We start from the raw sequence: 20,239 nt of genomic DNA on the forward strand, positions 1-20,239 counted from the left end.
GGCTGGTGAGCGCCCGCCAAAGTCTTGATCAAAGTGGACTTCCCGGCACCGTTCTGGCCGAGCAGGCAGTGCACCTCGCCCGCGCGGACCTCCAGGTCGACGCCGTCGAGGGCGCGCACGCCGGGGAACTGCTTGACGATTCCTCGCATCACGAGGAGGGGTGCCGAGTCGGTTGACGGCTCCGGCATGGGGGGCCTCCGTGGATCTTTACGGCAGGATCTCGATGGGAACTTCGCTGCGGGTTTCGATGAGGGGGCGAGCTTCGGTGAAGGGGTGTGCTCCGGCGAAGCAGGGGGCTTCGACGAGAGGGTGAGAAGGGGATCCCGCCCGTCCGGCCGGGCCGGACAGCACCAGCGTGGCGCCGCCGAGGTCGGCGTGAACGACGGCGTCACGAATCCGGTTCTCCGGCCGGACGGACGGGATGTTCGGGGGGCGATACCGGGTTCTCACGAGGTATGGCGTCTCATTCGCGCTCCCTCTCGGACGCCGGTGCCGCCAGGCGGACATCGATGGCGGTGGGGTTGGAGAGCACCCTCTCCGTGACGATCCCGGCGGCGCCGCGCGAGGCCGCGCCGAAGCCGAGATCGGAGGCGACGAACTCGCAGCGGGCGACGGATCCCTCCACGCCCAGCCGCTTCAGCTCCGCCTGCGCCACCGGGATGAGCCGGTCGGCGAGCTTGGCGAAGTAGCCGCCGATGACGATGACGCGCGGGTTGAACAGGTTGACCAGCGTGGCCGAGCCGCGCCCGAGCCAGCGGCCCACCTCTCCGATGGCCAGGTCGACCCGGGGATCGCCGGCGGCCCAGCGCAGCTCGATCTCGGCCAGCCGCTCCTCCGGGTCGCGCATCACCCCGTCGTGCATGCCGTAGGCGTGGTCGGGGGTGGCCATCCGGACCAGCGCGGCCAGGCCGACCTTCGTCTCCCAGCAGCCGATCCGGCCGCAGCCGCAGCGCTCGCCCGAGGGGTCGACCATGACGTGGCCCACCTCGCCGGCGAAGCCGTCGGCGCCGCTCAGCAGGCGCCCGCCCGAGATCACGCCGCCGCCGATGCCCACCTCGCCGGTGAGGTAGACGAGATCGGAGGTGCCGGAGGCGACGCCTCCGGTGAACTCGGCGAGGGCCGCCAGGTTGGCGTCGTTGTCCACGCTGATCGGCACGTTCGGGGGCACTCCGGCGCGTACGAGCCACTCCGCCACCGGGACGCCGTACCAGCCGAGGTTGGGGGCGACGTCCACGACGCCGGTCGCGGTGTCGACGAGACCGGGGACGGCCACGGTGATCCCGGCGATCCTGACCTCCAGGAGGTCGAGTTCGGCCATCGCCTCCCCGATCACCCGGGCCAGCTCCGTCAGGGAGCGCTCGGAGTCGCATCCCATGGCGTCGAAGCTCACCCGCCGGTCGATCAGCACCCTGCCGCCCAGGTCGGTGGCGAAGGCGGCGATGTAGTCGACGTTGACCTCGAGGCCGAGGGCGCCGACACCGGAGCCGTCCAGCGCCAGGGCGAGCCCGGGGCGGCCGACGGCGCCCGCGTGCTGCGGGCCGATCTCCTTGAGGAGGCCGCGGGCCTGCAGCTCGCTGACGAGGCTGGTGACCGTGGTCTTGTTCAGGCCGGTCTCCGTGGCGACGACCGACCTGGACCGCGGGCCGTACTCGCTGACGTGACGCAGCACCAGGGACAGGTTGGACCGGCGCACGGTGGCCTGGTCGGCGGGGGTACCGGCCGACCTGTTCGAGCTCGTCGAACCGCCGTTGCGACTGCCGGTCCAGCTACGGTGCACGTCACTCCCCTCAATTAATTTGCATGACTGGCCGAATTAAAGGCTCAGTTCCGAGGCGGGCGCAAGGTTCGAAACGTTTCGATATGCGTAACGTTTTTGTAACATGGATGCCCGTTTGCCCGCTTACGGCACAGCTGGAGACAGATATCGAGTTGTTACCGGGCTCGTGGTGCGCGGCAGGACACCTCTGTGTTACAAATCCAATTAATTTCTATCCGAGACAAATAAAAGCCAGGTGACCGCGTGATCCAGGAGCAGCACCAGGCCCGCACGGTGGGCGGAACGCCCCAGGCCGCGGGCCACGCCTCGCTCCGCCGGACGAACCTCTCCCTGGTCCTGCGCCACCTGCGCGAGCACGGGTCCACCTCGCGCTCCGACATCGCGGAGGCCACCGGCCTGCACCGGGCCACCGTCTCCAACCTGATGGTCGAGCTCCTCGACCGGCGGCTGGTCCAGGAGGTGGGCGTCGACCACGCGGGCGCGGTCGGCCGCCCCCGGCGGGCGGTGGCGCTGCACGGCGCGCACATCGGCGCCCTCGGGCTGGAGCTCAACGTCGACTACATCGCCGTGCACGGCGTCGACCTCGGGGGCAACGTCCTGGTCGACCGCCGCCTGGGCTTCGACGCGGCGGGCAGCGGCTCCGGCAACTCGCTCCGCGAACTCGGCCTGACGGCCCGCGAGGCCATCGAGGAGATGACGCGCGCCGGGGCCACCCCGGCGGGCATCGGGGTGGCGGTCCCCGGCCTGGTCGACGTCGACCACGGGGTGGTGGCCTTCGCCCCCAACCTCGACTGGCACGACGTGCCGCTGGCCGCCCGGCTGTCCTCCGCCCTGGGCCCGCTGCGCGTGCCGGTGACGGTCGACAACGACGCGAACCTCGCCGCCCTCGCCGAGTACACCTCCGGGGTGGCGGCCGGTACGGCCGACATGGTCTACCTCACCGGCGAGGTCGGCGTGGGCGGCGGCATCATCGTGGACGGCAGGCTGCTGCGCGGGGCGGACGGCTTCTCCGGCGAGGTCGGGCACCTGCCGGTCGACCCGAGCGGCGGGCGCTGCGGCTGCGGGCGCTTCGGCTGCTGGGAGACGAAGGTCGGCCTGGCCGCGCTGGTGCGCATGGCGACCCCCGAGCGGGCGTACGGACCCGGCTCCGGCCCGGTGCCCGACCCCGAGGAGCGGGTCGCCGAGATCGCCCGCGACCTGGCCGCCGGTGAACGGCAGACGCTGGTCGCGGTCGCGGAGGCCGGCCGCTGGCTCGGGCTCGGCGGCTCGATACTGGTCAACCTCTTCAACCCGCGCGTGATCGTCGTGGGCGGCTACTTCGCCACCCTGGCCGACTGGATGCTCCCCTTCGCGCAGGCGGAGCTGGAGCGCCTGGTCGTCGCGGGCCCCGCCGCCCGCTGCCGGTTCGTCGCCTCCGACCACGGCTTCGGCGCGGCCTCCCGGGGTGCCGCGAACGTGGTGATCAACCAGATCGTCAACGATCCCACCGCGATCATGCGGCCCGCGCCGCAGCCCTCCGGCGCCTGACGCGCGCGGTCCTCTCCGTGTCCGTGGAAGGCACTCGCGGTTCTTTCTGCGCTCCCTGCGCTCCCGGCTCTCCCGGCTCTCCCGGAAAGGGTCAGAGCACGTCCTCCCGCAACCGCGGGAAGACCTTGGAGACCTTGGCCAGCAGATACTCACCGTAGGTTCCGGTGAAGGCGCGCAGGTCCTGGCCGTCCCAGCGGGCACGGCCGCCGCCGACGGCCTCCCGCGAGGGCAGCGGGGGCACCTCCGCGTCCCAGGCGGGATCGAAGAAGAACGGGAACGACAGTCGCTCGTTCCCGCTGACGTTGCGCACCCGGTGCGGCGTCGAGCGGTAGAAGCCGCCGGTGAGCCGGTCCAGCATGTCGCCGATGTTGCACACGAAGGTGCCGGGGATCGGCGGGGCCTCGATCCAGCCGCTGCGGGCGTGCACCTGGAGTCCTCCGTTGCGGTCCTGGGCCAGCAGGGTGAGCAGGCCGTAGTCGGTGTGCTCCCCCACCCCCCACCCGTCGGCGCCGGGCGGGGCCGGAGGGTAGTGGAAGATCCGGAACAGTACGGTGGGGTCGGCGGTGTAGCCGCCGGCGAAGTAGTCCTCCGCCAGCCCGAGGCTGAGCGCGACGCCGCGCATGACGGACTGCCCGAGACCGGTGAGCCGGTCGAGGTATCGCAGGACCGCCTCGCCCAGCTCGGGCACCTGGGCGGGAAACAGGTTGCGGCCGTGCAGCGGCAGCCGGGCGCGGGGGTCGTCCTCGGACAGCTCGGCCCCGAAGTAGACGCCCTCCTTCAGGTCGGGACGGCCGGAGGTGAGCTCACCGCCCACCGGGAAGAACCCCCGCCAGGCACGGCCTCCCCGCTCCATGGAGATCTCCGCCTTCACCTCGGGGGGCAGCGAGAAGAAGCGGCGCGCGGCGGTGTCGAGGCGGTCGAGCAGTGACGACGGCACCCCGTGGCCGGAGACGTAGAAGAACCCGGTGTCGCGGCAGGCCCGCTCGATCTCGCGGGCGACCCGCTCGCGTTCCGCGCGGGACCCGTCCCGCACCAGGGCACTGACATCGATCACCGGTAGCCGCTCCACCAGGCCATCATCACCCATCGATCCGCTCCCGCCACCCCCCGGTCCCGATCGGACCGGCCGAACCGACCGGACCGGTCGCGCGAGCCGAACCGATCGGGACCGGGTCCGCGAGTCGAGCCGATCGGGACCGGTTTCGTGAGCCGAACCGATCGGGACCGACCGCGCGAGCCGAGCCGGTCAGGCCGGTCGGACCCGCTGGAGCGGCCGGACCGGCCGTCGCGGGGTCGCCGGGGTCTTGCGGGACGGCGGGGCCGGGCGTACGGTCCGGCCATGACCGTCGTTCACCATCCGCGCGTGGCCTGGGACGGTGCGCGCGCCTTCGTCAACGCCGCCGACGACAACGTCTACTGGTGGCTCAGCGACATGGTCGGGCGCTCCCTCGGGGTCACCCACCAGACGAGGCTTTCCATGACGCGCCTGCGCCTGCAACGCGAGGACGCCTGGCTAGCCGAGACCGCGGCCTGGCGGGTGCGCCTGGAGGGCATGCTCCAGGAGCGGCCGGACCTCGCACCGGTCGTGCTCCAGCTGATCGCGGAGACGTCGCGCCGTCTCTCCCGCTGAGAACTCCCGCCGGGAACTCCCGCTGAGAACTCGCGCCGGGAACCCTCGTTGGGAACTCGCGCCGGTAACCGGCCCGCGAGGAGCAGGCCACGAGGCGGAGTGCCCCGTTCCACGATCTTCTACGATCGGGGACGTGACCGACCCGATCTCACGTGCCAGTGCCCGGATCCTGCTGGTCGACGCCGACGACCGCCTCCTGCTGTTCCGGTACCGGGCTCCCGCGCACCGGCCCGCCGAACATTACTGGATCACGCCGGGCGGAGGAGTGGACGACGGCGAGACACTGACCGCCGCGGCGGTCCGCGAGCTGCGCGAGGAGACCGGCCTGGAGGTCACGGAAGAGCGCCTGGGACCCGTCGTGGCCCGCTCCTCCGGACTGGTCTGGTTCGGCGACGTCCGGGTCGCCGCGGTCGACTCGTTCTTCCTCCTGCGCGTCGACGGCCACACCGTCGACGCCTCGGGACAGGAGGAGCTGGAGCGCTCGGTGATCTCGGCGCACCGCTGGTGGTCCCGGCACGACCTCCTCACCACCGGGGAAACGATCTTCCCTCTCGACCTGGGAACCCTGCTGCCCGGTTTCCTGGCCGGTGACCTCCCCGCCGAACCCCTCCTGCTGCCCTGGCCCCACGACGAGTAGTGCCAGGCCGCCGGGGCGGGCACGGGTGTGCCGGTCACCGCCGTTTCGCGTGCCGCCCCAGGGATTCGAACCCTGAACAACCAGGTCCTGAACCTGGCGCCTCTGCCGTTGGGCCAGAGCGGCCGGGCGTGCCTCACGGCACGCCGGTGTCACGATGTCGCTTTCACTGCTCGTACTGCTCGCACTGCTCGTGTCGTCGGAACGGCAGGGCTCGAACCTGCGGCCTTCCGGTCCCTGGCCGGATGCTCTCCCTCCTGAGCTACGCTCCGTCACGCGTCCGGCCCGGTTGGCGTGGGCCGTACCGGACGCGTCGCGGGCCTGCCGACCGGGCGGGGGTCGCCACTCCCTTCGCCGAGTCCCAGTCCCATGCCCCGCTCTCGCGAGGGCAGAGCCGCAGCGGGGGTTCGAACCCCGTCCTGCCGGGTGGAAGCCGGCTGCCTTACCGATTCGGCCTCTGCGGCGTGCCTCCCGGGATGTCCCGGGGTGAATCCTTTCGCGCCCTCCAGGGAGAGGACGTGAACGAATTCGCGTTCACAATGCGCTGCGCTTTTCATTTGTCGGGGGCGGGAGAACGAACTTCCGCCCGCCGCGATCAGAGCGTTGTCACCAGGTGCCGGAAATGGAGAAGCCGCCTGGACCGGTGTCTCGGGCGGCTCGGTGGTTTCCCTCGCGAGGGCTATCCACCTGGCCGTCCCAGGACCAGGACACCGCTGTCCAGCAGCGGGAACGCCTCAAGCCCTTCCCGCCACACCGGTGATGCGCCGTGCTTCACTGTCGTTCCTCTCCAGGTGCGGAGCGGTCGCTCCGGCCTTTCTCCATTGAAGGGCAAAGGCGGCCTCCGATGCCAATGGTTTTATCCACCTTTTCCGTCGGCGGTGTTTTCTCGTGGCCCGTGTGGAATTCACCGGAGGCGGCCACGACGGCCCGGCCCGGTTCTGCGACCTTCTCGTCGCGGATCCCGGAGAGCCGGATCCGTACCCGCGCACGCCGACGCCCTCGGTCGCCGTCGTGGGCGCCATCGCGAGGGCCCGCAGGATCCGCCGGGACCGTCCGCCGGTTGGCGGGCGGCGGGGCCCTCATCGCGGCCACCTTGCGGTTGTGAGGGAGGCCGGGCTCACACATGATCGGTGGAAAGGGCCGATCGCGCGAACCGGCGTCCCCCTCTTCTGGTTAGGTGAGTGACATGGCACTTCATCCGAATATCGATCCCGGCCTGGCCGCCGTCCTGGAGGCGAGCCCCCTGCCCGTCGCGGACTTCGGCGCCCTGCGACTGGAGGACCTGCCCGGCCTGCGGCTCCAGGCGGACGCGGCGCGTGCGGCGATGGCCCCGCTCGCGCCGGACGAGCGGGTCACGATCGAGAACCGGACGGTCCCGGGCCCCGACGGCGACCCCGACATCCGGCTGCGGATCTACCGGCCGGTCGGGCAGCGGGGCGCCGTCCCCGGCCTGTACTGGATCCACGGCGGCGGAATGATCATGGGCGACGTCGAGATGGAGGACTCGCGCCTCAACGCGTACGCCGCCGAGCTGGGATGCGTGGTCGTCTCGGTCAACTACCGCCTCGCGCCGGAGCACCCGGACCCCGCGCCGGTCGAGGACTGCTACGCGGGCCTGGTCTGGACCGCCAAGAACGCCGCCGAGCTGGGCATCGACCCGGAGCGCATCGCGGTGAGCGGGATCAGCGCGGGCGGCGGGCTCGCCGCGGGCACGGTGCTGCTGGCGCGCGACCGCGGCGGCCCGGCTCTGGTGTTCCAGCTCCTGATCTGCCCGATGCTGGACGACCGCAACACCACCCCCTCCAGCCACGAGTTCGCCGAGGCGGTCGTGTGGAACCGGGGGGCGAACCTGCTGGGCTGGGAGGCGCTGCTGGGCGAGCGGGCGGGCGGCGACGACGTCTCCCCGTACGCGGCCCCGGCCAGGGCGGCCGACCTGTCGGGCCTGCCCCCGGCGTACATCGACGTCGGCGAGCTGGAGGTCTTCAGGGACGAGTGCTTCGACTACGCGCTGCGGCTGGTGCGGGCGGGCGTCTCCACCGAGTTCCACCTCTACCCGGGGGCCTTCCACGGCTTCGACGCGATGATCCCCGAGGCGGAGATCAGCCGCCGGGCCGCCGCCGAGCGGGTGGTCGCGCTGCGCCGGGCCCTGTTTCACTGACGGCGGGACTCAGCCGCACCAGCCGCACCAGCCGCATGGCCAGGTGCGCCCTGAGCCGGCCCGCGGAGTCGGCGAGGGAGAAGCCGAGGACGGCCTCCGCCCGCGCGATGCGGGCGGCCAGCGAGCTGTGGTGCAGGTGCACGGCGACGGCGGCCCGGCGGACCGTGCCCTCCGCGCACAGCGCGCGCACCGCCTCCAGCGCCTCGGTGCCGTACGGCCGGCGTGCGAGCTCCTCGACGGCTCGCACGTCGGGCAGGGCGGCGATCTCCTCGTCCGGTACGTGGGTGGCGAGCAGGGCCAGCGCGCCGAGACCGGCCCATTCGACCACCCGGTCGGCCGGGTGCGGGCCGGTGAAGCGCAGGGCGGTGCGGGCCGCCGCCCAGGATTCGGCGGCCCCTGCTCCGCGCGTCTCCGGCCCGACGCCGACGCGCCAGGTGCCGGGCGTCCCGGGCAGCTCGCCGGGCCCGTCGATCGCCGGGCCGACCAGCAGCGCCACGGTGTCACCCAGCCGGGCGGCGCGGACGTGGCGGCCGGCGAACCGCAGCCGGGCGGCCACGGCTCCCCCGTCGCCCCCGTCGTCTCCAGCGCCCCCGCCCCCGTCGCCCCCGTCGTCTCCAGCGCCCCCGCCCCCGTCGCCCCCGTCGTCTCCAGCGCCCCCGCCCCCATCGGCCCCGTCGTGGCCGTGACCCTCCCGATCGTCGCCGGCGAGCACGGCGAGCACCTGGAGCGGGGCCGCCGGGGCGAAGCCGAGCAGCCGCAGGGCCCGTGCCCGCTCGGCCTCGCCGGCGTCGGCCGACAGGACCAGCTCCACCAGGGCGGGGTCGGTGCCGGCCTGGGCCTGGGCGGCGGCCCGCTCCAGGGTGACCTCCGCCGCGCCCGCGAAGCGCTCCAGGACGATCTCGTCGAGGCCGTGCGCCGTCCCCTCGCGTTCCATCCACACGGCGCCGAGCTCGGAGCCGAGCCGACGGTGGATCACCGGGCCGGCAGGCTCCTCGCACGGCTCGGGCACCCCGCCGGGAACGACCCGCGTCCGCCTGCCGGTGACCGCGTCGACGAGCCCGACCGGGCACTGCGCCAGGCGCGCGGTGGCCTGGAGCAGCACCGGGACGCCGGCGTGGTTCCGCACCAGCACGTCGAAGTAGGCGATGACGCGGACGGCGCTCTCCGCGTCGGAGTCGAGCGCCGACAGCCGCAGCAGTAGTCCCTGCACGGCTCCACCCTAGGTCGCCACCCGCACTCCCGGCCAGAAATGCACATATCAGACATAAAGCATTTAAAGCGGCATATCAGACAAAAAGCGGGACGGAGAGAGATGCGGTCAGCCGGCCGGGTTCCAGCCGTCCGAGCCGGCCAGATACCTCTGCGGCGTGTAGTTCGCGGCCTGGGAGTCGCTGAGCTGCGGCCGCTTGGAGAGGAGCCGGGGCCGTATGCCGGGGGCCGTATGCCTGGAACCGGTCCCGGCCGGCGCGGGGAGGTGTCGTCACACCCGCGCCCGTGGCGGACCTTGGAGAACTCCGGGCCGAAGGGGCGGAGCCGGAAGGGCGCCGGTCCGGCCGGGTTGTCGTTCCCGGCCGGACCGGCCTGTTTCGAGCCGTTACCGCTGCCGTTACCGGCTACGGGGCTACCAGCGCTGGTGGACCTGCGGGCGGATCAGCTCGTCGTAGATCTCCCGTACGCCCGCGAGGGTGGTCTCGGGCAGCGTGTCCACGGCGGCGGCGGCCGCGTTGGCGCGGGCCTGGGCGGGGTTGCGGGCACCGGGGATGACCACGGAGACACCGGGCTGGTCGATGATCCAGCGCAGCGCGAACTGCGCCATGGTGGTCTCCGCCGGCACCAGCGGGGCCAGGCGGCGGACCGCCTCCAGGCCGGTGGCGAAGTCGACCCCGGAGAAGGTCTCGCCGACGTCGAAGGACTCGCCGTGCCGGTTGTAGGTGCGGTGGTCGTCGGCGCCGAAGACGGTGGACTCGTCGTACTTGCCGGACAGCAGGCCGCTGGCCAGCGGTACGCGGGCGATGATGCCGACCCCGGCCTCGGCCGCCGCCGGGAGCACCTTCTCCAGCGGCTTGAGCCGGAAGGCGTTGAGGATGATCTGCACGGTGGCCACGCCCGGCCGGGCGATCGCGGTCAGCGCCTCGTCGCAGGTCTCCACGCTCACCCCGTAGGCGGCCACGCGGCCCTCCTGGACGAGGGTGTCGAGGTCGTCGAAGACCCGGTCCGTCGCGTAGACCGGGGTGGGCGGGCAGTGCAGCTGCACCAGGTCCAGGGTCTCGACGCCGAGGTTGGCGCGGGAGCGGTCGGTCCACGCCCGGAAGTTGTCCAGGGTGTAGGCCGACGGCTCCTGTGCGACGCGGCGGCCCATCTTGGTGGCCACGGTCAGTCCCGGCCTGGCCTTGATCAGCTGCGAGACGATCTGCTCGCTGCGCCCGTCGCCGTACACGTCGGCGGTGTCGACGAAGGTGACCCCGGCGTCCACGGCGGCGTCGAGGGTGGCCAGGGCCTCGTCCTCGCCGACCTCACCCCAGTCGGCCCCCAGCTGCCACGCGCCGAGCCCGACGACGCCGATCCGCCTGCCTGTTCTTCCCAATTCGCGCTGTTCCACATCAGCGATCGTAGCCCGCACGACGCGGTGGGAGTCACCGGCACCCAGGGCGGCGGGTCGGCGGGACGGGTCCCCGGAAGCTACCCCGACACGCTCGGCATCACGTGGGCGTCGGGACCGGGGAAGACGAGGCTCTCGTGCTCGTCGCCCTCCCAGCGGACCACGTAGGGCGGGCTTCCGTCCTCGTTGCGCAGCTCGATGATGAATCCGATCTTGCGGGGAGCGCCGTCATGGGCGCTCTCCACGATCAGTTTGTCGCCTACGGTTGCCTTCACTGTGGCCTCCTGGATCAGCCCGGGTCAGCGGAGTGCCGGTTCTCCGGCCGTCCTCCCCTTCCATGGCATCACCCTGTGGCACATTCGTCCAGGTCAGAGGCGCGGTAAGCCGACCGGACCGCCCCGTCGGCTTCAGACTTTACTTATATAAGCCGATCCTGAGACAGTGAGGTTATGCACGCGCTCGACGTTCTCGGCGATCCGGTCCGGCGCCGGATCCTGGAGCTGCTCGCCGACGGCGAGCGGGCGGCCGGTGAGATCAGCGCCGTGGTGCAGGAGGAGTTCGGGATCTCGCAGCCCGGCGTCTCCCAGCACCTGCGCGTGCTGCGCGACAACGGGTTCGCGACCGTGCGCGCCCAGGGCACCCGGCGGCTGTACGCCGTCGACCCCGCCCCGCTGCTGGAGGTGGACAGGTGGCTCGACCGCTACCGGCACTTCTGGAACCAGCGCCTCGACGCCCTGGGCACCGAGATCGCGCGGGGGAAGCGGGAGCGTCGCCTCAGGGAGGCGGAGAGCCCGCCGCCCCCGGGCGGCCCCTGACTCCCCTTCGCCCCCTCGACCCCCGACTCCCTTTCGCCCCCTCGGCCCCTGACTCCCTTTCGCCTCCTCGACCCCTCCCTCGGAAGCGGGGTCAGGACTTCCCCGTTCGGGAGGGGTCGGCCCACAGCCTGCGCACCGTGGCGAACACCCGCTGGTCGTGGGAGATCTCGACGACGTTGCCGTCGGGGTCCTTCAGGGCGCAGATGTAGCCGACCGGGCCGGGCATGTCGCGGGGTTCCCAGTGCAGGCAGCCCAGCTCGCGCGCCCGTTCGGCGATCTCCTCGACGTCGGCGCGCTCGGGCACCTCGACGCCGATGTGCGCGAACGGCGTCAGCAGCCCCAGCTCCCTCCCCCTGTCCTTGTCGAAGGAGACGAGCACCAGGACCATCGGGGTCTCGGCCTGCCCGTCGTTGGAGAGCCAGGCGCTCTCGCCGTCGGCGTCCTGGAAGCGCTCGACCACCACCAGCGGCGTCAGCGACGTGTAGAACGCGATCGCCCTGTCGAGATCGCCCGTGGGCAGGGCGAGGTGCGTCCAGCGTGCCGTCGTCAGGTCACTCATGAAGATCCTCCGCTTCCTCCACGCAGGTTCGGATGTTCTGTATCGATATATGCCCTTCCATGTTGGTTCGTGTCGGCATGCACCGGTTCTCGGTGTCCGGGGCTCAGGTGGAGCCCCTTTCGAAGGGCCGTCCCAGCGCCCCCGGTTCGCGGCGCCGGTTCGTGAAGAGCAGCATCGCGAGCAGCGCCACCAGGTACGGCGCCACGATGAGCAGTTGTGAGTTCAGCGTCAGGCCCAGCGCGGGCAGTGCCAGGCGCATGGCGTCGGCCAGGCCGAAGAGCGCGCAGCCGAGCAGGGTGCGTCCCAGCCGCCAGCCGCCGAAGATCACCGCCGCGATGACGATGTACCCACGACCGGCCGTCATGTTCTGGTTGAACGAGCCGACCTCGCCGACCGCGAGGTACGCGCCCCCCAGCCCGGCCAGCGCGCCGCACCACAGCAGTGCCTGGCGGCGGCGCGCGTCGACCCGGATGCCGGTGACGTCGGCGGCCCGCGGATGCTCGCCGACCGCCCGCAGCTCCAGACCCCACCTGCTGCGCTCGACCAGCCACCAGGTCAGCGGGACGATGACGATCAGCAGGTAGACCGGCCAGCGCTCGACGAAGAGCGGGGCGCCGATCAGCGGGATGTCGCGCAGCCAGGGGACGCTGACCTGCGACACCTGGTGGGAGTCGAAGTCGCTGACCGTGATCAGGTAGCCGGTCAGCCCGAGGACGAGGGCGTTGAGCACCAGCCCGACCACGAAGGTGTTGATCTCCAGGCGGTGGGAGAGGTTGCCGTGGACGAGGCCGACCAGCAGCCCGATCAGCACGCCCGCGACCAGCCCGGCGGTGGCGCTGCCGGTGACACCGGCCGTGGCGACCGAGCCGAACGCGGCGCCCAGCATCATCGCCTCGACGGAGATGTTCATGGCACCGGCCCGCTCGGCGAGATACTCCCCGCACGCCGCGAAGGCCAGCGGCACGGTGAGCCGTACCCCGCTGGACAGGATGGTGGAGACGTCGTCCGCGGCGATCACAGGGCGGCCCCCTCGGCGACGGGCGCGGACCGGTGCCCGGTGTGTCCGCCGCGGACACCGGCCCCGCGGCGCCGGATCGCGGCGAGGACGGCGGGCGGGGCGACGAAGGCCAGCACCAGCAGGGCCTTGACCACGTCCACGACGAACGGGGGCACGCCGGTCGCGGCGAGGAAGCCGCCGCCGGAGCGAAGCACGCCGAACAGCAGGGCGACGGGTATCGCCCGCGACGGCCGGTTGCGGGCGACCAGGGCGACCAGCAGGCCGTCCCAGCCGATGCCCATCGCCATACCGGGCTGCAGCCGGTGGACGCCCACCGGACTGGTCAGCAGCACGGCCCCGGCCAGCCCGGCGAAGGCGCCGGAGATCGCCAGCGCCGCGCCGCCCAGCGCGCCGACGCGCACCCCGGCGTGCCTGGCGGCGATCGGGTTGAGGCCGAGCATGGTGAGCCGGAACCCCCACCGGGTGCGGGCGACCACCACCGCGACGATCACGGCTCCGGCCAGCGCGATCAGCAGGCCCCCGTTGACCTGAAGGTCCGGGTACTCACCGATCGAGCCGAGCAGGGCGCTCCCCGGCAACGGGTTGGACTGCGGCGCGACGACGGCGTCGCCGACCCGCGTCTCCCGCAGCAGCCACGGCGTGTTGACCGCGAACGCGACGAGCTGCTGGGCGACGAAGGTCATCAGCAGCGTGCTGACCACGACGTCGACGCCGCGCAGCCGGTACATCAGCGAGCTGAGACCGGCCCACGCGCCACCGGCCAGCGCGGCGACCGCCAGCACGACCACCAGCAGCGCCGGGCCGGTGACCGCCAGGCGCAGCCCCACCCAGGCGGCGAGGAGGGCGCCGACGAGCACCTGGCCCTCCTGGCCGATGTTGAACACGCCGGACCTGGCGCTGACGCACGCGCCCACGGCGACGAGCAGCAGCGGCGCCGCGTACAGCAGGGTGGAGGTCCAGGCCGCCCGGTCGGCCACGCTGCCCTGGAAGAGGGCCTGTACGGACGCGAGGGGGGAACCGCCGGTCACGGCGATCAGCAGCGACGACAGGGCGAGCGCCACGACCACACCCGCGACGGTCGCCAGGCCGGTCTTCCAGCCGGACGCGCCGGGCCCGGGGACGAGAAGGGCGAGCAGGCGGCGGCCTGACAGGTCCCGGGCGCTGTCCCGGGCGGGGTCCAGGGCCGGGGTCTCGGCGTTCCGGGCGAGGTCGCGGGCCGGGTTTTCAGGATCCGGGGCGCGGTCCCGGGGGGTTTCGTTCACGCGGGGACCCCGCCCAGTAGCATTCCGAGCCGTTCGGCCGTGGCCTCCTCCGTGGGCAGGACGCCGGTGATCCTCCCCGAGGAGATCACCGCGATCCTGGAGGTCAGCGTCATGACCTCCTCCAGCTCGGTGGAGATCAGCAGCACGGCCACCCCTCCCGACGCGACGTCGCGCAGCCGCCGGTACATGTCCTCGGTGGCGCCCACGTCCAGCCCGTACGAGGGCCGCGCCGCGACCAGGACCGCCGGACGGGCCGAGAGCTCGCGGGCGAGCACGACCCGCTGCCGGTTGCCTCCCGACAGGTCGCGCACCGGGGTGTCCGTCGACGGGGTGACGATGCCGAACTCGACCACCAGGCGGCGGGCCAGGGCGTGCGCCCTTCCGCGGTCGAGGAACACCCGGCCGCTCACGGCGTCCAGCGACTTCATGACCAGGTTCTCGGCGACGCTCATGTCCAGCACCAGCCCGGAGCCGTGCCGGTCCTCCGGCACGATGCCGAGCCCGGCGGCGTGCAGCGCCCCCGGGCGGTCCGGCTCGACCGGGCGGCCGGAGACCTCGACCGACCCCGAGTCCGGTACGACGAGCCCGGACAGCAGGTCGCCCAGGGCCGACTGGCCGTTGCCCTCGACCCCGTACAGGCCGACGATCTCACCGGGGGCGACGTCCAGGCTGAGCTCGGACAGGACGGGCACGCCACCGACGGTGACGGTCAGGCCGCGCAGCCGCAGCGCGGGTGCCGCGGGCGCCGGGGCGGTCGCCCTTTCCACTGCCGCGGGCACCGGGACACCCGCCCTTTCCGCGCTCGCCGCGCCCGCCGCGGGTTCTCCGGTCGCCGTCTTGCCCGCCGTGGTTCTCCCGGTTCCGGCCTCGTCCTCGCCCGTCACGGACTCAGTGGACTCGGCGGGCTCACCCGTTCCCGAGGGCTCGACCGGCGGGCCGGGGGCGGCGGCCTCGGGGCCCGGGGAGACCTCCCCGCCGACCATCCGCCTGGCCAGCTCTCGCGGGTCCGTCCTCGCGGTGGCGCTGCGGAAGACGACCCTTCCGCCGCGCAGTACGGTCACCCGGTCGGTGGCCGCGGTGATCTCGTCCAGCTTGTGGCTGATCAGGATGACCGCGCGGTCCTCCGAGCGGACCACGCGGCGCAGTACGCCGAACAGCTCGGCCGACTCCGCCCGGGTCAGCACGGACGTCGGCTCGTCGAGGATGAGCACCGCGGGATCCGCGCGCAGGCACTTGATCAGCTCGACCCGCTGCCGCTCCCCCGCCGAGAGCCCCGCCACCCTGGCCAGCGGGTCGACCGGCAGGCCGTAGCGCCGGGAGATCTCCCGCACCTGGTCGCGGGCCGCGGCCCTGTCGATCCTCCCGGTGTCGCCCAGGATGACGTTCTCCCAGACCGTCAGCGGGTCGATCAGGCTGAAGTGCTGGTGCACCATGCCGATGCCGAGCGCCGCCGCCTCCCTCGGGCCGCCGATCTCGACGGGCTCCTCGTGGCGCAGGACGGTCCCGGAGTCCCTTCGGACGAGCCCCATCAGGATCTTCATGAGCGTCGACTTGCCGGCCCCGTTCTCGCCGAGCAGGCCGTGGATCTCGCCCCCGTACACGCTGAGGTCCACGGCGTCGCAGGCGACGACCCGACCGTAGCGCTTGCCGACCCCCCGCAGCCGGAGCGCGGGCACCGGTGGCGAGGGGAGATCCCTCGCCGGTCCGTCTTCCGTCATGTCAGGAACCGAGCCTCTTCACTTCCGCCTTGGGGTCGATCTTCCCGCTGCCGACGTCGGCGATGAACGCCTCCAGCCTCTCCTCCTGCTCGGGGGTGGGCTCGCAGATCCTCACGGTGGGGAACGGGTCGACGCCGAGCCTCCAGACCCTCTCCACGCCCATCCGCAGCTTCGCCGCGGCGAACTCCTCCAGCGCGGCCCCGAAGTAGTCCCCGGGGCTGAAGAGCACCGAGACGTCGAAGGTGGGCCGGGTGGAGGCGCACCGGTCGGTGCCCGGGGTGAGGGTGAGCACGCCGTTGGCGTCGGCCAGCTCCGCCGACGCGTCGGTGGCCCCGCCCAGGTAGGGGTAGACGACCTTGACGCCCTGGCTGATCTGGGCCTGGGTGGCCTCCTTGGCCTTGGCGGAGTCGTTGAGGTCGCCGCTGTAGGTGACCGTCAGCGTGGCCTCGGGGACCACCAGCCGGATGCCCGCCCTGAAGGCCCTGGCCGCCGCGGTGGTGAAGTCGACCTCGGGGCCGGTCACGAACCCGGCCTTGGTCATGCCCTTCTCCTTCATGAGCAGGCCCGCCGCGTACCCGGCGGCCAGCAGGCTCTGGTCCGCCTCGTCGGTGGAGAGCATGATCCTCGGGGTCTGCGGGACGTTGTCGGACGAGGGCACGTACCAGGCGGTGCCCGCGCACACCGGCTCCTCGGCGGCGGGGATCGCGTCCCTGAGGTCCGCGGCGCCGAGGGCGACCATGTCGACCTTCTGCCGGCAGAGCGCCCGCGCGGCGTTGAGCGCCTCGCTGGTGTTGACGCCGCCGCGCTTGATGATCGTCCAGCCCTTCGAGGTGGCGAACCTCTCCGCCGTGTCGACGAAGCTCTGGTAGTAGCCCTTGTCGTTGATGTCGCCGGGGCTCAGCACGCCGATGACGACCTTGCCGTCGCCGTTGACGTCCGGCTGGCCCGCGAGCACGGTGCCGCCGTCCGCCGCCGCGGTGCCGGCCGGGGCGGGGGGCGCGGCCCGGGGTGCCGTGGCGTCGCCGCTCGCGCACCCGGCCAGTGCCACCGCGGTGAGACAGGCGGTCAGCGCGGCCGTGACCCGGCCCGGTCGATGGTATGCGGCCATGACGATCCTCTCGATCTGATGCGCGGGCGCCGCCCACGGGGCGCGGGCGGGGAACGATGCCTGGTCGCGGGCGGGAGTCTACGGGCGTGCCGCGGACGGTTCGGGGGAGACGAAGCTCGGTCGGGGTGTACGGGCGCCCTGCGGGCGGTTCGGGACGCCGCCGTTCGGACGCTGCCATTTAACAGCCGCCGTCACCCTTCGCGTCCACCGCCCGGCGGGTTCCGGCCGGGCCTCCCTCTCCGGCCCCGGCGCGTCTCCGTCCCTGACGACCCGCGCGGATCCGGCGTACGATGCGGGCATGCCGAACCTCGGGCCCGTTGAGCTGCTGATCATCGTCGTTCTGCTCGCCGTGGTCCTGGCGGTCGTCATCGGTGCCGTCGTGGCGGCCCTGAAGATCGGCCGGGCGGCCTCGGGTGGCCCGGCGCCCGTCATGGCGCCGACGCCTCAGGGGCTGCACGAGGCCGTCACCAGGTTGACGCGCCAGGGGCAGAAGATCCATGCGATCAAGGAGTTGCGCAAGTACACCGGGCTCGGCCTGGCGGAGTCCAAGGCGGTCGTCGACGCCGTGGCCATGGGACACGACCTGTGGAGCCACCCCCTCATGGCCCGTTTCCGTCCCGCCGGTCCCGTGATCCCGCCGGGCGCCGGCGGCATCGCCGTCACCGGTCCCGACCTGGCCTCTCGCGTACGTGAGCTGAAGGCGGCCGGGCATGCCGAGCAGGCGGTCCACCTGGTGTGCGGTGAGACCGGCATGGGCGAACGTGAGGCCCAGCTGTTCGTCGAGGCTCTCTGAGCCCTCCCTCGGCTCCCCCGTCTCCGAGCCCGGTTTCCGGCCCCTGGGCGCTCAGTCCGGTCCGGCCGGCCGGTCCTCGACACCGCCGTCACCGCCGTCACTGCCGACGCCGACGCCGACGAACATGGTCCGGTGCAGCACCTCGACGTGGCGGCGGGTGACCTCGACCGCCTTCAGCGGGTCGCCCGCGGCCAGGGCGGCGACGAGCTCGGCGTGCCCGCGGTTGGACTCGCGCAGGTGGTCCAGGGGGAAGGGCAGGTAGTAGCGGTAGAGCTCCCGGACGACCGAGCCGTACTGCTCCACCGCGGACGGCAGGCCGGTGGCCTCGGCCACCCCCAGGTGGAAGCGCTCGTCGTGGGTGCGGAACTCGGCCCAGCTGGAGGCCTGGTCCATGTCGGTCACCAGCCGCTCCAGCTCCTCCAGCCGCCGCGGGCCCCGGTGCGTCGCGGCCAGGTGCGCGATGCCGCACTCCAGGAGAAGCCGCTGGTCGATCAGCCGGTGGACGTCGGCGGCGGCCGAGCGGTAGGCCTCGATCTCGCGCACCCCGCCGGGCGGGGGCCGCTCGGACACCAGGGTGCCGCCGCCGCGCCCGCGCCGCCGCTCCAGGATGCCCTGGTCGCAGAGTGAGACGAGTGCCCTGCGTACGGTGATCTCCCCGACGCCGAGGGCGCGGGCGATCTCCCCCGCGGGCGGCAGCCGCTCCCCGGGTTTCAGCAGGTCCAGCTCGACGGCCATCGCGATGCGGGCACGGACCGTGTCGAGCGCGTTGAGGCGCCGGATGCCGACCAGGGCGGGGGCCTTGAGCACGATGAGGGGGCTGCCGGACGACATGCCATCACCGTACTCGCCAAAAAACAGATCATAATGACCGAAATTGCATTAAATGCTCATAATGATATATTTTTTAGTGCCTAGCCGGGAAGCAGGTGTGCCATGTCGCGTCCCCTCTCCACAGCGCTCGCCCAGGCGGTTCCCCGGCAGGCCGGGGAGCAGGTCGCGGGCTTCGCGCGAGAGGTCGGGAAACTCGCCAAGGGCTTTCCCGGGGTGCGGTTCGCCGTCTTTCCCGAACTCCACCCGCACGGCACGCGCACCACGGCGGGCGAGCGGGCCGCCGAGCCGGAGGCGTCCGCGGAGCCGCTGGAGCGGAACCGGTTCACCGAGGCCGACAGGCCGACAGACCTCCCCCTCTACCAGGGACGGATCGACCCCTCCCGCTGGACTCCGGCGGAGGGTGACTCTTCGGGAAGAACCTCGCCATGTCATCCAACGGACCTGTCCTGAGGCGTGCTCTGACGCTCGGCGAGGTCGTGACGTTCGGTCTGGCCTACCTGACGCCGCTGATCGTCCTGGCCATCTTCGGCCTCGTGGCCGAGACCACCGGGGGCACGACCGCCGCCGCGTACGCGCTCGCGCTGGTGGCCATGCTGTTCACGGCCTTCAGCTACGGCAAGATGGCCGCGGTCTACCCGATCGCCGGATCGGCCTACACCTACGTGCGGCGGACCATCGACGCGCGGGCGGGCTTCCTGGTGGGCTGGGCGGTGCTGCTCGACTACTTCTTCCTGCCCATGGTCATCTGGCTGATCGGCGGCGCCTACCTGTCGGCGCAGTTCCCCGAGGTCGCCTCGTGGGCGTGGATCGTCCTGTTCATCGTCGTGACGACCGTGCTCAACCTGATGGGCATCAAGATCGCGGCCCGGGTGAACCTCCTGCTGATGACCTTCCAGATCGCGGTGCTGCTCTTCTTCGTGCTGCTGTCGATCGGCTACGTGGCCGGTTCGTGGGGGCCCGCCTCGCTGTTCGACCTGGCGCCGTTCGACAACCGGGCCACCACGATCTCCAGCGTCGCGGCGGGGGCCGCGATCGCCGCCTACGCCCTCCTCGGCTTCGACGCCGTCACCACCCTCGCGGAGGAGACCGTCGAGCCGGGCAGGACGATCCCCCGGGCGATCCTGCTGACCGCGCTCGCCGGTGGCGTGATCTTCATCGTGGTCGCGTACTTCACGCAGCTCGTGCATCCCGGCGGTATCTTCGAGGACTCCTCCTCGGCGGCCTTCGACATCGCCAGGCTGGTCGGCGGCAGCCTGTTCGGCGCGGTCTTCCTGGCCGGCCTGGTCGTCGCCCAGTTCGCCTCCGGCCTCGCCGCACAGGCCAGCACCTCGCGGTTGCTGTACGCGATGGGGCGCGACGGGGTGCTGCCCCGCAGGGTGTTCGGCCACCTGCACCCCGTGAGCCGTACGCCGGTGTTCGGCCTGGTGATCACCGGCGCCGCGGGCCTGATCGCGCTGTGGCTGAACATGACCACCTCCACGTCGTTCATCAACTTCGGCGCCTTCACCACCTTCACCTTCGTCAACCTCAGCGTGATCGCCCACTACGTCAGGGAACGCCGGGCGGGCCGGGCGCCGGGGGTGGTGCCCTACGTCCTGGTCCCGACGATCGGGGCGGGGGTCAACCTGTGGCTGCTCAGCCGCCTCGACGCGCACGCCGTCACCCTCGGCCTGATCTGGCTCGGCCTGGGCGTGATCTATCTCGCCTGCCTCACCCGCATGTTCCGGCGACCGCCTCCCGACCTGGAGTTCGCCGAGAAGGCGCCCGCCACCGCGGGCGCGGGCGACGGCCCGCGCCCGCTCTGGTAGCC

At 72.5% G+C, this 20,239-nt stretch carries 20 protein-coding genes and 3 tRNA genes; 8 read left to right on the forward strand and 15 right to left on the reverse strand.

Annotated features, from left to right (window positions below; translation table 11 throughout):
* Both AC5L38_RS34295 and AC5L38_RS34300 read right to left on the reverse strand, forming a co-directional pair.
* Positions 1–188, reverse strand: a 188-nt coding sequence (locus AC5L38_RS34295; RefSeq protein WP_440087978.1) for an ATP-binding cassette domain-containing protein, incomplete at its 3' end; no start/stop codon positions are given.
* A gap of 275 nt (positions 189–463) precedes the next feature.
* Positions 464–1,777: an ROK family protein gene (locus AC5L38_RS34300; RefSeq protein WP_495246957.1), complete on the reverse strand. Its 1,314-nt coding sequence runs from the start codon at positions 1,775–1,777 to the stop codon at positions 464–466.
* Positions 1,778–2,020: 243 nt separating this feature from the next.
* Here AC5L38_RS34300 and AC5L38_RS34305 point away from each other — a divergent pair, with 243 nt between their 5' ends.
* Positions 2,021–3,304, forward strand: coding sequence for an ROK family protein (locus AC5L38_RS34305; protein ID WP_495246958.1), 1,284 nt, complete (start codon positions 2,021–2,023; stop codon positions 3,302–3,304).
* A gap of 91 nt (positions 3,305–3,395) precedes the next feature.
* Here the strand turns inward: AC5L38_RS34305 and AC5L38_RS34310 are convergent, their stop codons facing one another.
* The gene (locus tag AC5L38_RS34310; protein ID WP_495246959.1) at positions 3,396–4,391 is read right to left on the reverse strand and encodes an isopenicillin N synthase family dioxygenase; all 996 of its coding nucleotides are present in this window, start codon (positions 4,389–4,391) and stop codon (positions 3,396–3,398) included.
* A gap of 252 nt (positions 4,392–4,643) precedes the next feature.
* Between AC5L38_RS34310 and AC5L38_RS34315 the strand changes: the two genes are divergently transcribed.
* Positions 4,644–4,934: a hypothetical protein gene (locus tag AC5L38_RS34315; RefSeq protein ID WP_495246960.1), complete on the forward strand. Its 291-nt coding sequence runs from the start codon at positions 4,644–4,646 to the stop codon at positions 4,932–4,934.
* Positions 4,935–5,067: 133 nt separating this feature from the next.
* Positions 5,068–5,571 (forward strand): NUDIX hydrolase, encoded by a 504-nt coding sequence (locus tag AC5L38_RS34320; protein WP_495246961.1) that lies wholly within the window; start codon positions 5,068–5,070, stop codon positions 5,569–5,571.
* A gap of 50 nt (positions 5,572–5,621) precedes the next feature.
* On the opposite strand, the gene AC5L38_RS34325 is transcribed toward AC5L38_RS34320, so the two are convergent.
* The 3 genes from AC5L38_RS34325 to AC5L38_RS34335 all read right to left on the reverse strand — a co-directional run bounded on the left by AC5L38_RS34325 (position 5,622) and on the right by AC5L38_RS34335 (position 6,032).
* Positions 5,622–5,694 (reverse strand) — tRNA-Leu (locus AC5L38_RS34325).
* 73 nt (positions 5,695–5,767) lie between these two features.
* Positions 5,768–5,840, reverse strand: a tRNA-Pro gene (locus AC5L38_RS34330).
* A gap of 120 nt (positions 5,841–5,960) precedes the next feature.
* Positions 5,961–6,032 (reverse strand) — tRNA-Gly (locus AC5L38_RS34335).
* Between the two features lie 722 nt (positions 6,033–6,754).
* Between AC5L38_RS34335 and AC5L38_RS34340 the strand changes: the two genes are divergently transcribed.
* Positions 6,755–7,726, forward strand: coding sequence for an alpha/beta hydrolase (locus AC5L38_RS34340; RefSeq protein ID WP_495246962.1), 972 nt, complete (start codon positions 6,755–6,757; stop codon positions 7,724–7,726).
* On the opposite strand, the gene AC5L38_RS34345 is transcribed toward AC5L38_RS34340, so the two are convergent.
* From AC5L38_RS34345 to AC5L38_RS34355, 3 genes are all read right to left on the reverse strand, one after another.
* Positions 7,668–8,936 (reverse strand): helix-turn-helix domain-containing protein, encoded by a 1,269-nt coding sequence (locus AC5L38_RS34345; protein ID WP_495246963.1) that lies wholly within the window; start codon positions 8,934–8,936, stop codon positions 7,668–7,670. The genes AC5L38_RS34340 and AC5L38_RS34345 overlap by 59 nt on opposite strands.
* Positions 8,937–9,347: 411 nt before the next feature.
* Positions 9,348–10,325 (reverse strand): aldo/keto reductase, encoded by a 978-nt coding sequence (locus tag AC5L38_RS34350; protein ID WP_495246964.1) that lies wholly within the window; start codon positions 10,323–10,325, stop codon positions 9,348–9,350.
* A gap of 80 nt (positions 10,326–10,405) precedes the next feature.
* Positions 10,406–10,600, reverse strand: coding sequence for a DUF1918 domain-containing protein (locus tag AC5L38_RS34355; protein ID WP_495246965.1), 195 nt, complete (start codon positions 10,598–10,600; stop codon positions 10,406–10,408).
* Positions 10,601–10,774: 174 nt separating this feature from the next.
* Between AC5L38_RS34355 and AC5L38_RS34360 the strand changes: the two genes are divergently transcribed.
* Positions 10,775–11,140: an ArsR/SmtB family transcription factor gene (locus AC5L38_RS34360; protein ID WP_495246966.1), complete on the forward strand. Its 366-nt coding sequence runs from the start codon at positions 10,775–10,777 to the stop codon at positions 11,138–11,140.
* 91 nt (positions 11,141–11,231) lie between these two features.
* Here the strand turns inward: AC5L38_RS34360 and AC5L38_RS34365 are convergent, their stop codons facing one another.
* From AC5L38_RS34365 to AC5L38_RS34385, 5 genes are all read right to left on the reverse strand, one after another.
* Positions 11,232–11,699 carry a VOC family protein gene (locus tag AC5L38_RS34365; RefSeq protein WP_495246967.1) on the reverse strand — a complete coding sequence of 156 codons (468 nt, stop codon included), beginning with the start codon at positions 11,697–11,699 and terminating at the stop codon, positions 11,232–11,234.
* A gap of 103 nt (positions 11,700–11,802) precedes the next feature.
* Entirely contained in the window at positions 11,803–12,717 is a 915-nt protein-coding gene (locus AC5L38_RS34370) for an ABC transporter permease (RefSeq protein WP_495246968.1), read from the reverse strand.
* The gene (locus AC5L38_RS34375) at positions 12,714–13,979 is read right to left on the reverse strand and encodes an ABC transporter permease (RefSeq protein WP_495246969.1); all 1,266 of its coding nucleotides are present in this window, start codon (positions 13,977–13,979) and stop codon (positions 12,714–12,716) included. The genes AC5L38_RS34370 and AC5L38_RS34375 overlap by 4 nt, the downstream gene beginning before the upstream one ends.
* A complete protein-coding gene (locus AC5L38_RS34380) occupies positions 13,976–15,697 on the reverse strand; it encodes an ABC transporter ATP-binding protein (RefSeq protein WP_495246970.1) in 1,722 nt (573 codons plus the stop codon). The genes AC5L38_RS34375 and AC5L38_RS34380 overlap by 4 nt, the downstream gene beginning before the upstream one ends.
* 1 nt (position 15,698) lies before the next feature.
* Positions 15,699–16,805 carry a BMP family ABC transporter substrate-binding protein gene (locus AC5L38_RS34385; protein WP_495246971.1) on the reverse strand — a complete coding sequence of 369 codons (1,107 nt, stop codon included), beginning with the start codon at positions 16,803–16,805 and terminating at the stop codon, positions 15,699–15,701.
* A 298-nt stretch (positions 16,806–17,103) separates the two neighbouring features.
* Between AC5L38_RS34385 and AC5L38_RS34390 the strand changes: the two genes are divergently transcribed.
* Positions 17,104–17,598 (forward strand): ribosomal protein L7/L12, encoded by a 495-nt coding sequence (locus tag AC5L38_RS34390; protein ID WP_495246972.1) that lies wholly within the window; start codon positions 17,104–17,106, stop codon positions 17,596–17,598.
* 51 nt (positions 17,599–17,649) lie between these two features.
* On the opposite strand, the gene AC5L38_RS34395 is transcribed toward AC5L38_RS34390, so the two are convergent.
* Entirely contained in the window at positions 17,650–18,429 is a 780-nt protein-coding gene (locus AC5L38_RS34395) for a FadR/GntR family transcriptional regulator (RefSeq protein WP_495246973.1), read from the reverse strand.
* Positions 18,430–18,531: 102 nt separating this feature from the next.
* On the opposite strand from AC5L38_RS34395, the gene AC5L38_RS34400 reads away from it, so the two are divergent.
* Positions 18,532–18,879 carry a hypothetical protein gene (locus tag AC5L38_RS34400; protein ID WP_495246974.1) on the forward strand — a complete coding sequence of 116 codons (348 nt, stop codon included), beginning with the start codon at positions 18,532–18,534 and terminating at the stop codon, positions 18,877–18,879.
* Positions 18,855–20,237, forward strand: a complete 1,383-nt coding sequence (locus tag AC5L38_RS34405) for an APC family permease (RefSeq protein ID WP_495246975.1) — start codon at positions 18,855–18,857, stop codon at positions 20,235–20,237. The genes AC5L38_RS34400 and AC5L38_RS34405 overlap by 25 nt, the downstream gene beginning before the upstream one ends.
* The last annotated feature ends 2 nt before the right edge of the window (positions 20,238–20,239 follow it).

Source organism: Streptosporangium nanhuense, assembly GCF_059358815.1.